Raw genomic sequence first — 14,418 nt, 5'->3', positions numbered from 1 at the left:
CTGGAGTCCTTGGATAGAGGGTTCCGCACGAAGATGAACGCACTTGGCACGGTTTTTCTGCTGCGTCCGGCAATCCGGCCGTTCCTTGCGCTTGCCGCGCTCGCGGCAACAGCAGCCTTGGATAGTGGCTGCGGAGACAGCCGTGCCCCCGATCCTGCGCCGCCGGCGTATCCCGTGCAGAGCGCCCCCGGTTTTCGCGGCATCGAGGACCTGCTGCGGGAATCCGGCGCGGGGCTTGATGCCGGCCGGCCGGCTGCACTGCGCGATTCCAGTTTGATAGTCGGCGCGGTGGCGTTGGATTACTATGATGACTTCTATGCTCGCCGCGGCGAAGAGACAGCCGTGTTCCGCATGGCCTTGATGGTCCATTGCGCTGATGGCTCAAAGGTGGGGGACTTCTTTGAGGGTATCCCGTTGACGCAAGCCGAGTTCCCACAGATTGTGGGCTGTGGCAACGCCAAGCTCCGGGCGCCCAGACTTCACAAGTTCCTGCTGGCCGACGACCCGCCAGAGGAGACATCCCCGTTCCGGGACCGTTTCTGGTACGACAGCACGAGGCGGTTTGCCGAGTCATTCCCGGAACTGATGGAGAAGGACTTCATGCTTACCTTCCGGGAGTTCCGGGGGCATGCCTATTTCCTGCGCGATGTGCCCGCCGGCGTCGCTTTTATCTGGTTTCAGACCGGTTTTGACGGCAACCGCGTCACGCAGTTTCCTCTGTTCGTGGACCTCAAACCAGAACTCGGGCACATCGTGAGACTGGACCTCAGAGCGGGCTTGGAGGTGTGCGGCGACCTCTGAATCGGGCAATGCGTCCCTCGAAAACGATTCCCTGAACTAGACGGGCATATCCTCGTCCCTCAGAATCGGCGGGCAACCATCGCAGCCATGGCTTACATAAGGCACGTCGCCTGGAACCGTGCGGGGAAGGGTGGGATCGCCCACAATCTGCTGGAAAAGCTGCTCGCTGACGTGGCCCAGCCGGAACGCGTCGTTGTGCTCGACGTACTTGCACGTATACATCATGCCTCCCTGGTCCACGAAGATCATGCGGTTCGGCAGGTCGCAACATGGCTGGGGGTTGGCCCGTCCTTCGCCCCGCGGGTCGGCCGCGCCTATGTGAACGCCTTCCTGAATCAACGGGCGGACCAGGTCGAGGTGCTCGCGCAACACGTAGAGCCGCGCCTTGGACTGGTCGAGCCGCTTGAACGCCTCGATGTCTTGCGGTGTGATGGTCTGGGCATCGGCATGAATGCCGACCGTAATACCGTACGTATCTTGTGCCCAATGACAAACGCGCCAGATGCCGGGATTCTCCGACAAGGGGCCTTCCAGCGTGAACACGATGAAATTGAGCCCCAGCGAAGCGGCCTCATCCACCACATTGAGCCAGCCGTCTACGGAAAGGCCTTTTTCGGCGTCCACTTTGAAACTTGCCCAAAGATACTGGATGTCTTGGGCCTCGTGAGCGCAACCCGCCGACGGGGATGCGCAGCATTTCCGAACGCTGCTGCTCAGACGCCGCGGCAACGCAAATACCTGCTTGCTGTCGCGTGTGGAAGAACCGGCGCCGCTTTCCCGGCGCGAAGGCTTCTTTTTACTGCTCCCGCTAACAACAGACATTAACTTTCCCCCGTTACTGCTTTTACGTTTCATCATTCTAATCCAAAGCAGACCCGATATCAATCCGCCTGCGATCGGTGCATTCCCAAGTGGTCCATAGGATTGCCGTATAAGAAAACAATGCCCGCGCACATTTCATTTCACTCCAAGCCTCGCCTCGTGGCTTTCTTTTTGCCGCCCGGAATCTTCGCGGCCGTACGCCTTATCTCACGCCCGGAGACCCTGTATTGGACAGCAGACCAGGACGGACCGGAATGCTTTCCGGCCGCCCGGGATGCGCCATGTCAGGAACCATGTCCCCATCCACGCAACAGTCTACGGCTGAACAGCGCAAGCGCCCGTCCAGGCACACGCTGACCGGCTGCAACAAGGGACGTTCCTTTCTCGTGCGTGCGCATTCCGCCGATTCCGAAAGAAGTCTCCCGCCCTGGAAACCAGCGGAATCCGGGGGCCCGAACGTCAATTATCATTGACAGCGGGCCAAATCCGGTGATACGATCTTTCTCATGGGACGCGTGAGTTGAATCAGTCTTTCCCTGCGGTGTACGAGTGACGCAGAAGCTTTTCACCTTAATACGTACCCGGGAGTCCGACATTTGCATAGCCTACGGCACGCCCTCACGAGGGGAAGTCGGATGGCTATCGTGAGGATACCCACCTGGAGACACAGGTACATAAAGCTTCTCGTTCAACGGCACAGGCGGGGTTTGTTTTCGAGCGGGGCCTTGGCGTTCCGCTCGATTACTTATCAGCAAAATTATCTGTTGACAAATAACGTAAATATACGTAAAATGTAAAGCGGCCTTGAAGTCAACAAAGCCTTCTTCAAAGTCAACTAATTACTGAGGGCCGAAATGTGGCAGCCAGCTGATACAACGGAAGCCCGGCAGCCGGTCGCGTACGCGCTTAGCACAAGCTTGGCAAGAGCTTCCGCCATGTGGGCGCCGGGATGCCGCAGGAGGACGGGCCTTGGGTAGGCGAAGCGCGACCCAGGTAATAAAGTGTTGACAAAAAGTCAGATTTTTGATAGCCTCATCAAAAACAGGGTATGGAAGGCGATGGGATCGTGCTTCGATGTCCTGCGGCCTGTGCGGGTAGCCCGTGGGTCCGTGGGGTTGTTCTAGAGCGTGATCGAGGTCGCTACCTCGCCAAGGGATGGAGCGTCAAAGCCGTGTTGTTCACGAAGCCGAAAAAGGCCATCGGGGTGGATGTGGGCAACCACTCCTGCAAGGCGGTCTTGATGTCCCGCTCCGGGGGGAGGCTTTGCGTGGAGGAGGCGGGCTATGCCCTGGTGGACCGCGCCGTCTATGCCAATGACGCGACCCTCGCACAGGCCAACGCCGTCCGGGATGCCCTCGCCGGGATGTCTGCTTCCAGTACGCACTTGGTCGGCGCCCTGCCTGGCCAGACGGTCGTCATCCGCTATCCGCGCCTTCCCGACACTCCGCGGGACCAACTATCCGCTGTCATTCATCGCGAAGCCGGGCAGAGCATACCCTATGACTTGTCGGAGGTGTACCTGGATTCGACCGTGCTCGGCGAGTTGCAGGAAGGCGAAACGAAGCAGCTGAAGGTGCTCCTGGTAGCTGCGAAGCACGAAATCGTCGAAGCGCGCGCTCAGATTGCGCGGATGGCGGAAATTCAGTACGGCGTGTTGACCGTGGATTCGCTGGCGCTCGCCGACGGCGCCGAGTGTTGCGGCATGCTGCGGCCCGATGAGACCGTTGCGCTGGTCAATGTCGGCCACACTTCGGCCAGCATCCATTTTGTCAAGGATGGCGTCTCCAATTTCATCCGGGACGTGAGCTGGGGCGCACGTGAGCTGATTCAGGCGATTGCCAAAGACCGGCGTTGTTCGCCGGAAGAAGCCGAAAAAGCCTTGCAGCAGGCGGGCCGGGAAACGCCCGCCGCCCCGCAGCCGGCCGAAACGCCGGAAAGGCCCGCGCCGGTCAGCTCTGGTTCGCTCCTGGCGCCTCTGGACGACGAGCTGGAAGGCTTGGGAGAGCCATTGGGCGGCGCCGGTCCGGAAATCACCACGTTGGCAACCGAGAACCGGACCCGGGACCTGCGCGAGGTGCTGGCCCCGCCGCTCGGCCGCATGGTTTCGGAAATCCGCCGCTCTTTTGACTATTATGAGCACCAACTTTACGAGCAGCCGGTCTCACGCCTCATCTTGAGTGGTGGCGTGGCGCATATTCCGATTCTGGGCGAGACCTTGATGGATGAGCTGGATATCGAGAGCGTCGAGGTGGCGGACCCGGTGGCATCGGGGCTCTTGCTTGGCGATGACCGCGCGGTTGCCCCGTTGCGGGGCCGGCCCGCGCAGTTCATGGTGGCCATCGGCTTGGCCGCTCGAGGAATGGCAGACCTATGATTCGCGTCAATCTGCTGCCCGAACATCTGCGGCCCGTGAAACGGACGCCGCTGCCGTATCTTGCCAGTCTGTTAGTCCTGGTCCTGGCGATAGCCGCCATGGGTTATGTCTTCATGATGATGCGCGGCCGGATTGTCGACGAGCAGGACCGCATGGCGAACATCGAGAGTGACTTGAAGAAGCTGGCGGCCATTCGCGAGGACTACTTGCGCCTGAAGGAGGAGGAGAAGAAGCTTCAGGCGAAAGTGGATGTCATCGAGGAAATTCTCAAGGACCGCATTGTCTGGTCCGAGCAACTGGACCGCTTGGTTACGCTGACCCCGGAAAACGTGTGGTATGACCGCATCTGGGTGTCGCTGGAGATGGACCAGCGCGAAGTAGTGGTGGTGGATGAAAAGACGCGGGAACCGGTGATGGACCCCAAGACCAACCGGCCGAAAGTCGAAATCATCAGGACGAATGAGCACCGGCTGCACCTGTCCGGCTATGTCAAGGCTGACGAAAGCATGCGCATCAACGTCAATCCGCTCCTGAACAATACCCGCTCCGACGCGCAATTCGCGGCCGTATTCCCCCAGAAGAACCCGCGCTTCGAAGATACGGAGTTTAACGGGTTCCCCGTGCGCCGATTCACGATGGATTTCGGCATTAATGCGGGAGGTGGCGCCTGATGCTCGATTTCTTCAAAGGCACAGTGACGCGTCGTGACTGGTTTTTTGTTGCCGGTGTGTTCGCGGTCATTATCGTGCTGGCGCTGCTTTTCGTGTTCTTCGTGTATCAGAAACAACAGCAGCAGCTGGAGTCTCTTCAGACGGATATCAAGACGAAATCGGCAGAATTGGCGGAGGCGCAGCGCAACGCCGCGAATATCGACGAATTGCGCGCGCTGGAGCGTTATACCGGTGCTCTCAGCGAGCAATTGCGGCTGCGGCTTCCCGACGAACGAGAGTTTCTCAGCTTTCTGCAGACGCTCGAGAGCATCAGCGAAGCTCATGACCTCGCCATCAGTTTCAAACCCGGCAATCCGAAGAAAGACGCTTTCAAAGAGACTTCGCCGTACACCGTCACGGCGCGCGGCGAGTTTCACAAGATCCTGCGCTTCATCAATGACCTCGAGTGCTATGAGCGGTATGTGCGCGTTGACGACATCGACATCAAATACGTGGAAGCCGGCGTCAGTGAGGCGAAGTTCGTAGTGAGCACCTTCCGCTTCATCGAGCCGGAATCCGAAACGGCGGCGACCAGTGAACGAGCAAAACCGTAAACAGATTATCTTCCTGGCAGTGGCCGGTGTCGCGCTGGTGGGCGTACTCGTGTACCAGTTTGGATTCGCCGGCGGTACGACGCCCGAGACCGGCGGTGAGCAGCCCGGCGCGGCGGCCACTGCCGCTGCCCCGGTAACCGGTCAAACCCGGCCGGCACAGCCCGCCAGAGCCCGGACGGGCGCGGAACCTGCCGGCAGCGGCACGGCTGCCGCGGCCCTGTACGAGCCGCTGGACCCCGCGGCTCTGGATAGTCTTATTGCGCGCATCCAGCGCGTACAGTTCCGGTATCCCGAGAATCCAGGGCGGGACCCTATGGAGCCGCTGATTCGCGAGGGCAGCAGCAGGTTTGCCGAAGGCATGCCTGTATTGTCCGGTTCGGGTACTTATGTGGATTTGCAGGACAAGAAAGTTACGGGGATTATTGGCAACGATCAATCTCGCTATGCGGTCGTGGATGACGAGGTGGTCTATCCCGGCTACCGGTACCCCAATGGGGTATGGGTCGATTCGATTGAGCGAGACAAGGTGATCTTTGGTTTTGAAGACAAGCGGATTCCGGTTCCATTGAAGGAGTAGCGCGCCATGTCCTTCTTCCGATGCAAATTGTTGCCGGCGTGCGTGCTCGTCGCCGCCGTGTTGCCCGTGTGGGCCGGCGACGATGCGGCGACGCTGGAATCGCGCAAGGCGGAGGTCGTCCGCGCCGCGTTGGCGCGGCACCCGGCCGGGGAAGACCTGGCCCGGCTGCTGAGGGCCGCCGTGTCTGCCGATGCGCTGACGGACATCGCCCTGACGCAGGAACAGGACGCGCCCGTCCTGCGCATGAGGGTTTCCGGCGACCCGGCCTGTGACGCCTTCACCGTGGATGGCGGCAAAAGGATCGTGCTCGACCTGATCAACGTGGTAAACCTCCATTCGGGCGAGGTGCTTCGGCCGGACGCGCCTTCCGTTATCGAGGCTGTGCGAACCAGCCTGTACACCCTCGAACCGCAGCTCATTTCGCGCGTCGTCATCGACCTGACGATGCCCATGAGCCTGTTCATTGAGCAGGGCGACGCGCGTCTCCAGGTTTACGGCAAGCAAGAAGCCGCCGAAGCAGCGCAGCGCCTGCTCTTGGCGGAGGTCACCTTCGCGGGGGGCGCCACGCATGCCGCTCCTGCCTCGGACCTGCCGCCGCTGGGCGCCGATTTGCGCGCGCTCCAGGAACTTGGTCCTGCCGCGCCTGCCGCCGGAACGGAAGCCGCTGTGGATGCCCCGGCGCCCGAGACGAACACCGAGACTGCCCAACAACCCGTGCCCGAGACGGTGGCACCGGATACCCAGGAACGGCAGCGTCAGAACGCGCCGGCGTTTGAACTGGCCTCGCGGCGTCAGGCTCCGTCGCTTGGAGAAGACATGCGCGCCGTGGCCGCCGTACGGCCCAATTTGCGGTTGGGTACTCCTGCCTTGGCCGCCGCCGTGGACGAGGGGGCCGTAGAGACGGTGGAAGCCGCGGATGCCGTGGAATCCGCGCCAAGCCGTGCCGACCTGCTGCGGCGCGGGGCCGCGCAACCTGAGGAAACGCCCCCGGCGGAAGCCGCGGTCGAAGCGCCGGTTGAGGCGGAACCGACCGCGGATACGGGCAGCGCGCCCGCGCCGGAAGAGCAAGCGGTAACGCCGGAAACAGCCGAAGCGGCGGCGGAGCCGCTGCCCCCGCCTGCGCGTGAGGATGTGCCAGACACCACCGCCGCAAATACGGAACTGAGCGAACGGCTTCGGCAGATTGAGGAACAGGCGGACTCCCAGATGCTGCCCGGCGCGCTCGAGCCCCTGCCGGAACCGGCGCCGATGCCCGTCGTGCCTGCCCGGCCCAAGTATCAGGGGAATCCCCTGGACATGCCTGTGAACCTTGATTTCCGGGATATGGAGATGGCTAACGTCGTAGCCATCCTCGCGTCCATGGCTGAAATCAACGTAATTGCCGGCACCGACCTGGCCGGGACGGTCACGCTCAGCCTGAAGGACGTGCCCTTGCGTCAGGCCATGCAGACGGTGCTGCGCATCAATGGATTGGGCATGATCGAGGAAGAGGGCATCTATCGCATCGTGCCGTATGCGGAAGCGGCCGCGGCGAAACGCACGACCATGCTTGTCACGCTGGAAAAAGCGGACGTTGCAGAAGTGCAGAAGGTGCTTGACGAAGTGCTTGTCGGCGCGGCGGACCAGCGGCTTGTGAGCATCTCCTCGAATGAAAAGACAAACGTGGTCGTCATCTCGGGGCCCGAGGCTCGCGTCAGTGAACTGGTGAGCCTCGCCCATCAGCTGGACGTGGCCGAGCCCGTACTGCCGACGGTCACGGAAGCGATTAAGCTGAACTACGCGGACGCGGCGCAGTTGCAGGAACTTGTGAAGACCATGCTCACGAAAGAAGTGGGCGAGGTGTCCGCCGATTCGCGCGCGAGCTATCTCGTTGTCACGGATGTGCCCGCGGTCGTCGAACAGGTGCGCGCGCTGCTCCTCGAACTGGACAAGCCCGTGCGGCAGGTTGCCATTAATTCCATGGTTGTCGATGCCGTACTGAACGATGACGCCTCGACCGGCGTAGACTGGCTGCTGAGCGCGGTGAAACGCCAAAGCCGCCGCGACGCTGCGCTGGGCACGGACCGCTTTGTTGGCAACCTGCAGAGATTGGCCCTGGACTCCAACATGCGGTTTTCCGATACGCCCGCGGGCGCGCTTACGTTCGGCATACTCTCCGGCGACATCGACCTGCGCGGCTTGATTCAGGCCGAGGTGCGGAATCAGAACGGGTCGCTGCTGTCGAATCCGACGGTGGTGACGGTCGAGAACAAGCCGGCGCGTATCATCATCGCGCAGGAAATCCCGTATATTGAGCTGGTGCAGACCGACTTGGGCGGCTCGCAGACCAACACGGAATTCAAAGAGGTGGGCACCACGCTCGAAGTGACGCCGCGCGTCACGCACGACGACCACGTCCTCGTCGAAATCAGCGGCAAGGAAAGCGGCACGATCGGCGAGTTCAACGGCGTGCCGATTGAAGACAAGCGGGAAGTGGAGACAACACTGCGCGTGAAGAACGGGCAGACCGTGTTCATTGCCGGTCTGCGCAAGAACGACAACGATACCACGGTCCGAAAGCTCCCGATCCTCGGCGACATTCCGGGCCTCAATGTCCTGTTCCGCTCGAACGTGCGCACGGAGCGCGTCAATGAATTGCTCATCTTCCTGAACTGCAATGTGCTGCCGGATGAGATGCCCGAGCTGACCCCGTATGAGGGAGAAAAATTCAACCAGGGCGTGGACATGCCCATGACGCCGGATGCGCAGCGGGCGCTCGTCCACGATGCCTTCCATCCCGGCGAAATGCGCGACCCGCTGTGGAAAGTGCGCCGTAGCGACTGAGCGAAACGGCGGGACAGCATGCTCTTCCTACCCCCGGAGCGGGAGTCCGGGGGTAGGCTTTTCTTCGAAAAAAGATGCGTTCAGAGTGTTTTGTGCGTGCCGTCGCAGTGTGGCGCATTCTTGGTGTGTTTGCACAGGCAAAGGGCGCACCGCTTCTCCTCTTCCAGGACGATCTTGACCGGATGGAAGTCCGTTCCTGCGTGCGACCCGTCGCACCACGGCTGATTGCCCGATCGCCCGCAGGCGCACCACCAGTATTCGCCCGGCGCCAAGTCGAGCACCATCGGCCTGCGTCCTGCAATCTCCGGTTTGGACATGACTACTTCTCCTTGGTAATTCCGCGTAAGGTTCCCACCGGCGTCCGCCTTTGCGCCGCCACGCCGCGTGCTGTATCGTACTGCGGACTTGGACCGTCTGGCAAGACCCCCCCGGTTTATGGAAAACAACGCGTAATGGCAACAAAGGCCCCGACTCCCGCCGTGCTCAGCCTGCAAGAGGTCGTCAAGAGCTTTGGCGCGCAGCCCGTGCTCGACCACGTTTCCTTTACCCTGCACGAAGGCGACCGGATTGGCCTTATCGGGCGTAACGGGAGCGGGAAGTCCACGCTGCTGCGTCTGATGGCCGGCCTGGAGGAACCGGACACGGGCGTGGTCACGCGCATGCAGGGCCTTCGTGTCGCCCTCTTGTCGCAGGCTTGCGCATTACCACGCGATATGCGCGTCGGCGAAGCGCTTGAATGCGCGCACGCGGAACTGCGCCAGGTCCACAACGCGTACCGCGCGCTGGCCGAAGAGATTGCGCATACGCCTCCGGGCACTGTCCGCTACCGGGAGCTCGAAACGCAGAGCGAACGCCTTCACCATGCCCTGGACATCGCCGGCGCGTGGCACCCCGGGATCGATCTGAAGCGCATTTCCCAGGCCTTGCGCATGCCCGCGCCGGAACGGCGTGTCGGCGACTTGTCTGGCGGCGAGATGCGGCGCGTCGACTTGGCCACCCGGCTACTGTCGCATCCGGACGTGCTGCTGCTCGACGAGCCGACGAATCACATCGACACGGCAAGTGCCGCCTGGATTGAGCGGTTTCTTGAAGAATACGCGGGCACCTGCGTGCTGGTTACGCACGACCGCTATTTCCTGGACCGCATAGTCACGCGCATCGTCGAAATCGAGTTCGGGCGCCTGCTTTCATTCCCGGGGGCATATGCGGATTTTCTTGAATACAAGGCGGGTGTGGAGGAGGTGCGCGAGAATACAGAGCGGAACCGCCGCACCCTGCTGCGCAACGAACTTGCCTGGATGCGCCGCGGCGCGCAGGCGCGTACGACGAAGCAAAAGGCGCGCATACAGCGCTGCGAGGTACTCCAGCAACAGGGGCCGGCTGCCCGGCATCGCGAATTCGCCTTTGAGATCCCCGCGCCGGCGCGCTTGAGCAAGACCATACTGGTCGCCCGCAACGTGGCGCACGGCTACGGGGACACCGTGTTGTTCCGGGACTTCAACCTCATCTTGCAGTACGGCATGCGCATTGGCGTCATCGGCGAAAACGGCTGCGGCAAGACAACGTTGCTGCGCGTGCTGATGGGCTTGGAAGAAGCGCGGAAGGGACAGGTTATCCGCGGCGACACCACGGAATTCCTGTATGTGGACCAGACACACGAAGAGGTCAACCCTGCGCATTCCGTGCTGCAGTTTGTGTCGGACGGACAGCGCTATTGGGATGTCGGGTCGCGGCGCATCTATGTCCCTGCGTACCTTGAGAAGTTCCTCTTTGACAAGGCGGCCGTCGATGTGCCGATGGGCAACCTGTCCGGCGGCGAGCGGAACAGGCTCGACCTCGCGCGAAAACTGCTGCGCGGCGGCAACTTTCTTGTCCTCGACGAGCCCACGAACGACCTGGACCTGTATACGCTGCGCGTTCTGGAGGAGGCCATCCTCGACTTTGACGGCTGTGCGCTCATCGTCAGCCATGACCGGTATTTTTTGAACCGCGTCTGCACGCACCTGCTCCTGTTCGAACCCGGCGGCCATATCGTTCACATCACGGGCAATTATGACGATTACCTGCTCTATTGCGAGCGAAAAAACGCGGAAACCACACCGAAACGGGGCGAAAAGCGGCCGGAACCGGTCCGCGTCGCGCAAACCGGCGCGCGGCGCCTGACCTATCTCGAGAAGAAGGAACTGGACTGCATGGAAGCAGCGATTCTCGACGCGGAGACGGAACTGCATGCACTGCAGGCGCGGCTCGGCGACCCGGCCTTCTACCAGCGGGCCCCGGAGGAAATCCGCGGCACGCTTGCCTCCATGGACGCGGCCAAGGCCCGTATTGATGCGCTCTATGCGCGCTGGGAAGATCTCGAGTCCCGCAGTTGAGAAGCGGCGAACGCCGATGAAAGCGGACAGACGCCAAGGCGCAAGCGGGAGCATGGCGAGAACTCCGGTGGCCACGCGTGACGGTCACGGCCGTATCATGTGTCGCCGGCGGAGATGACGCACAGGGCCTCGTCGGCAAGGAGGTTCGGCCAAAAACGCCAGACGCCGCGGTTGCTCAGCGCGACTTCCTTCTCCATGCGGATGTTGCGCTCGGCGCAGAAGACGCGGAAATCGCGGATCGATAATACGTGCCGGTTGGGCGAGTCGTACCATGCGTAGGGCAGGCTTCGCGTGACGGGCGCGCGCCCGTTGAGGAACGCTTTCGCCCGGACCTTCCAGTGCGAGAAGTTGGGGAAACTGATGATGCACTTGCGCCCGATGCGCAGCATTTCGCGGATGACGAGTTCGGGTTTCTCGATGACCTGGAGCGTCATGCTGAGGATGACCCAGTCGAAGCTGTGGTCGGGCAGCGCTCCGAGGCCCTCGTCGATGTCCGCCTGAATGACCGAGACGCCGCGCCGCACGCAGGAAATGACGTTGCCCTGGATCAACTCGATACCCACGCCCTTCACCTGTTTCTTTCTCATAAGATCGCAGAGCAGCGCCCCGTCGCCGCAGCCGATGTCGAGGACACGGCTGCCCTCGTCGACCAGATTGCAGATCATCTCGTAGTCGACGCGGTGTCCTTCGTAGATGTTGGACGCCGCCGCCGGGGGCGGCCCGAGGTCGGTTTCGGACGTTTCATCAAGAACGGGCGCTCCCGCCTTCTCCGGATGCAGGGTGTTTTCGAGAAAGCCCGCGACGAGTTTGGCGAGCACTTCGAATTCGAGCAGGAACGCGTCATGGCCGGCGTCGGTTTGGACGCAGCAGTACGAGACATCCTTCTCCTGTCGCGCGAGGGCGTAGACAATTTCTTCCGACTGGTAGGGCGGATATAGCCAGTCGGAAGAGAAGGACAGTATCAGCATGCGGCTCTGAACCCGCCTCATGGCCTCGTCGAGGCTGCCGTACCGGGCCGCGATGTCGAAGTAGTCCATGGCCTTCGTGATGTACAGGTACGTGTTCGGGTCGAACCGGTTCACGAATTGTTCGCCCTGGTAGTCGAGGTACGTCTCGACGGAGAATTCGCTCTGAAAATCGTAGCTGAGCCGGTCGCGATGACGCAGGCGCCTGCCGAACTTCGTGCGCATCGACGCGTCGGACAGATAGGTGATGTGGGCGAGCATCCGCGCAATCGAGAGCCCCTGCGCGGGCATCTCGGCGTCGTAGTAGCCGCCATTGCGGAATTTGGGGTCGCCCATGATGGCGTTGCGGCCCACGGCGTCGAAGGCAATCTGCTGCGCGCCGCTGAAATGGGTCGTTGCGATGGGGATGGTGCTGCGCACCATCTCGGGGTAGCGTGTGGCCCATTCGAGCGACTGCATGCCGCCCAGGGACCCGCCTGCAACGCACAGCAGCCGCTCGATGCCCAGATGGCGGACCAACTCACGCTGCGCTTGGACCATGTCGCCGACCGTGATGATGGGGAAACTCAGGCCATAGGGCTCGCCGGTGGCGGGGTTGACCGAGGACGGCCCTGTCGACCCCATGCATCCGCCGACCACGTTCGAGCAGATCACGAAGTATTTGTTTGTATCGAAGCCTTTGCCTGGGCCGACCATCGCGTCCCACCAGCCGGTCTTGCGGTCGTCTGCGCGGTGAATGCCCGCAACGTGGGCGTCGCCCGATAGCGCATGGACAATAAGGACCGCGTTGGTGCGCTCCGCGTTCAGTTGGCCGTACGTCTCGTAGGCAAGCGTGATCGGTCCGAGCTTCTGCCCTCCTTCAAGAACCATCTCATTGGGCGGTTCCGCGAAGGTGAAGTACTGAGTCTCGACTATGCCTACGGAAGACTTTTCCGGCATCCGGAATTTCCCTCTATTCTCTGATCAGCAGCGCTGATATGCGCAGCGGCCGCGCAAAACTCCGGTGCGGCGCCCTGTGGTCGCGCGTGAAAAACGCCGCGCCGTTCTCAACCTGGGAACGGCGCGCTACACCTGTGCCACTCAGGATCATACCATTAGCGGGCGTGGCGGGCCAAGGCTCCGACGGAACAGGCTCCTCCCTCCCCGTTACACTTGGAATGTGAATCCAAGCTGGCGTGACCGTTGCGGCGTGGGGGGATTGGCGCGGCGCATTTGTATAGAATGATGGGCACAGGAAGCGTGCAGGGGACACTGAAATGGGTGAAACGCCGGGAGTTCAGCGTTTAGCAGTTCTTGCCGTGTTGGCCGCCCTTGTGGCGCTGGGCGCCGGGTTGCGTCTGTGGGGACTTGACCGGGAATCGGCCTATTCGGACGAGGTTGCGAGCTTGCAGCATCTGGACGCGCCCACGCTGTCCGAATTCCTGCGGCGCGAGCGTATTTCCGACCCGCCGATGACACCGCTGTATTTCACCCTGGAATACGGATGGGCTCGCATGACCGGTGGTTCCTTGGTCGCCATGCGGTTGCTGTCGGTGGCGCTGGGAGTGGCGTGCATCCCGCTGTTGTTCGTGCTCGCGCGTGTATTCTACGGGACGCTGGGCGGGCTGACGGCGGCAGGCCTGTTCTCGGTATCGCTTACCCAGACGTACTACGCGCAGGAAGTGCGGCCCTATGCGCTGATTCTCGCGCTGGCCCTGATATCGGCGCTGAGTCTCTGGCGCGCCGCGCATGGAGGCCGGGCAGGGTGGCTCGTGAGCGTTGCCGCCAACGTGGCGCTGATGTGGACGCATCTTTTCACGGTGCTGCTCCCGTTGGCGCAGGGGTGCTACCTCGCCGTGGATGCCTGGCGCAATCGCCGGCCGATGCGTGTGGTCTGGTGGGTCTTGGCGCATGTGCCCAGCCTGTTGTTGCTCGCGCTGTGGGTGCGTTCAATCGACCGTGCAGGCCTCGAGGTGGCGGCGGCGTGGCGACACGGGATCGTCCACAGCTATCTGCAACCGTTGGGCGACCTGCTGCAGTTTGGGGGCGCGGGCGTGCCGCGGTTTCGCGACCTCCCGGCGATAGGCGGCATAAATGTGGGGAGCATCGTATGGCGGTTCTATGCGGGCGTGCTGGCGCTGAATCTGTTTCTTACCGCATGGCATTGGCGAACGGCATCTGCGCATGCGGAAAAATCCGATATCCTGGACCGGTCGTGTTTCCTCTGGACTTGGCTGCTGGCGCCGAGTGCGGCGCTGTTCCTGTTTTCCGCGCTGGCTTATGCGTGCCATTCCTCGAGATATGTGCTGTACGGGGCGATCCCGTTCTTCGTTCTCGCCGGGGGAACGGCCGTGCTGGTGCGGCGGCGTGTCTTTCAGGCGCTGCTGCTGTTGGCGCTGCTGGCCGTGAACGCGCTGGCCCTGCACGCATATCCGCGC

At 62.0% G+C, this 14,418-nt stretch carries 11 protein-coding genes and 1 other RNA gene; 9 read left to right on the top strand and 3 right to left on the bottom strand.

The window, feature by feature from the left end; translation table 11 throughout:
- A partial coding sequence (locus KA184_08600; GenBank protein ID MBP8129629.1) for a hypothetical protein occupies window positions 1-801 on the top strand: 801 nt, incomplete at its 5' end.
- Window positions 802-837: 36 nt separating this feature from the next.
- Here the strand turns inward: KA184_08600 and KA184_08595 are convergent.
- A complete protein-coding gene (locus tag KA184_08595) occupies window positions 838-1,425 on the bottom strand; it encodes a hypothetical protein (protein ID MBP8129628.1) in 588 nt (195 codons plus the stop codon).
- 728 nt (window positions 1,426-2,153) lie between these two features.
- Between KA184_08595 and ssrS the strand changes: the two genes are divergently transcribed.
- From ssrS to KA184_08565, 6 genes are all read left to right on the top strand, one after another.
- Window positions 2,154-2,334, top strand: a non-coding RNA gene (gene ssrS, locus KA184_08590) — 6S RNA.
- Between the two features lie 460 nt (window positions 2,335-2,794).
- Window positions 2,795-3,997 (top strand): type IV pilus assembly protein PilM, encoded by a 1,203-nt coding sequence (gene pilM, locus KA184_08585; protein ID MBP8129627.1) that lies wholly within the window; start codon window positions 2,795-2,797, stop codon window positions 3,995-3,997.
- The gene (locus tag KA184_08580; GenBank protein MBP8129626.1) at window positions 3,994-4,668 is read left to right on the top strand and encodes a hypothetical protein; all 675 of its coding nucleotides are present in this window, start codon (window positions 3,994-3,996) and stop codon (window positions 4,666-4,668) included. The genes pilM and KA184_08580 overlap by 4 nt, the downstream gene beginning before the upstream one ends.
- On the top strand, window positions 4,668-5,261 hold the full coding sequence (gene pilO, locus KA184_08575) for a type 4a pilus biogenesis protein PilO (GenBank protein MBP8129625.1): 594 nt from the start codon (window positions 4,668-4,670) through the stop codon (window positions 5,259-5,261). Before KA184_08580 ends, pilO begins: the two co-directional genes overlap by 1 nt.
- Window positions 5,242-5,838, top strand: a complete 597-nt coding sequence (locus KA184_08570) for a hypothetical protein (GenBank protein ID MBP8129624.1) — start codon at window positions 5,242-5,244, stop codon at window positions 5,836-5,838. Before pilO ends, KA184_08570 begins: the two co-directional genes overlap by 20 nt.
- 6 nt (window positions 5,839-5,844) lie before the next feature.
- Window positions 5,845-8,661 carry a hypothetical protein gene (locus tag KA184_08565; GenBank protein ID MBP8129623.1) on the top strand — a complete coding sequence of 939 codons (2,817 nt, stop codon included), beginning with the start codon at window positions 5,845-5,847 and terminating at the stop codon, window positions 8,659-8,661.
- 80 nt (window positions 8,662-8,741) lie between these two features.
- Here the strand turns inward: KA184_08565 and KA184_08560 are convergent, their stop codons facing one another.
- Entirely contained in the window at window positions 8,742-8,978 is a 237-nt protein-coding gene (locus tag KA184_08560; GenBank protein ID MBP8129622.1) for a CDGSH iron-sulfur domain-containing protein, read from the bottom strand.
- A gap of 135 nt (window positions 8,979-9,113) precedes the next feature.
- On the opposite strand from KA184_08560, the gene KA184_08555 reads away from it, so the two are divergent.
- Window positions 9,114-11,036 (top strand): ABC-F family ATP-binding cassette domain-containing protein, encoded by a 1,923-nt coding sequence (locus KA184_08555; protein MBP8129621.1) that lies wholly within the window; start codon window positions 9,114-9,116, stop codon window positions 11,034-11,036.
- A gap of 95 nt (window positions 11,037-11,131) precedes the next feature.
- Here the strand turns inward: KA184_08555 and KA184_08550 are convergent, their stop codons facing one another.
- Window positions 11,132-12,940, bottom strand: coding sequence for a homoserine O-acetyltransferase (locus tag KA184_08550; GenBank protein ID MBP8129620.1), 1,809 nt, complete (start codon window positions 12,938-12,940; stop codon window positions 11,132-11,134).
- Between the two features lie 359 nt (window positions 12,941-13,299).
- Here KA184_08550 and KA184_08545 point away from each other — a divergent pair.
- Window positions 13,300-14,418: glycosyltransferase family 39 protein (locus KA184_08545; GenBank protein ID MBP8129619.1), on the top strand; the 1,119-nt coding region annotated here is incomplete at its 3' end.

The organism is Candidatus Hydrogenedentota bacterium, assembly GCA_018005585.1.
In the GTDB taxonomy this organism is placed as follows: domain Bacteria; phylum Hydrogenedentota; class Hydrogenedentia; order Hydrogenedentales; family JAGMZX01; genus JAGMZX01.
Note: the sequence above shows the minus strand (reverse complement) of the source record. Positions and strands in the feature narration are given on the sequence as shown.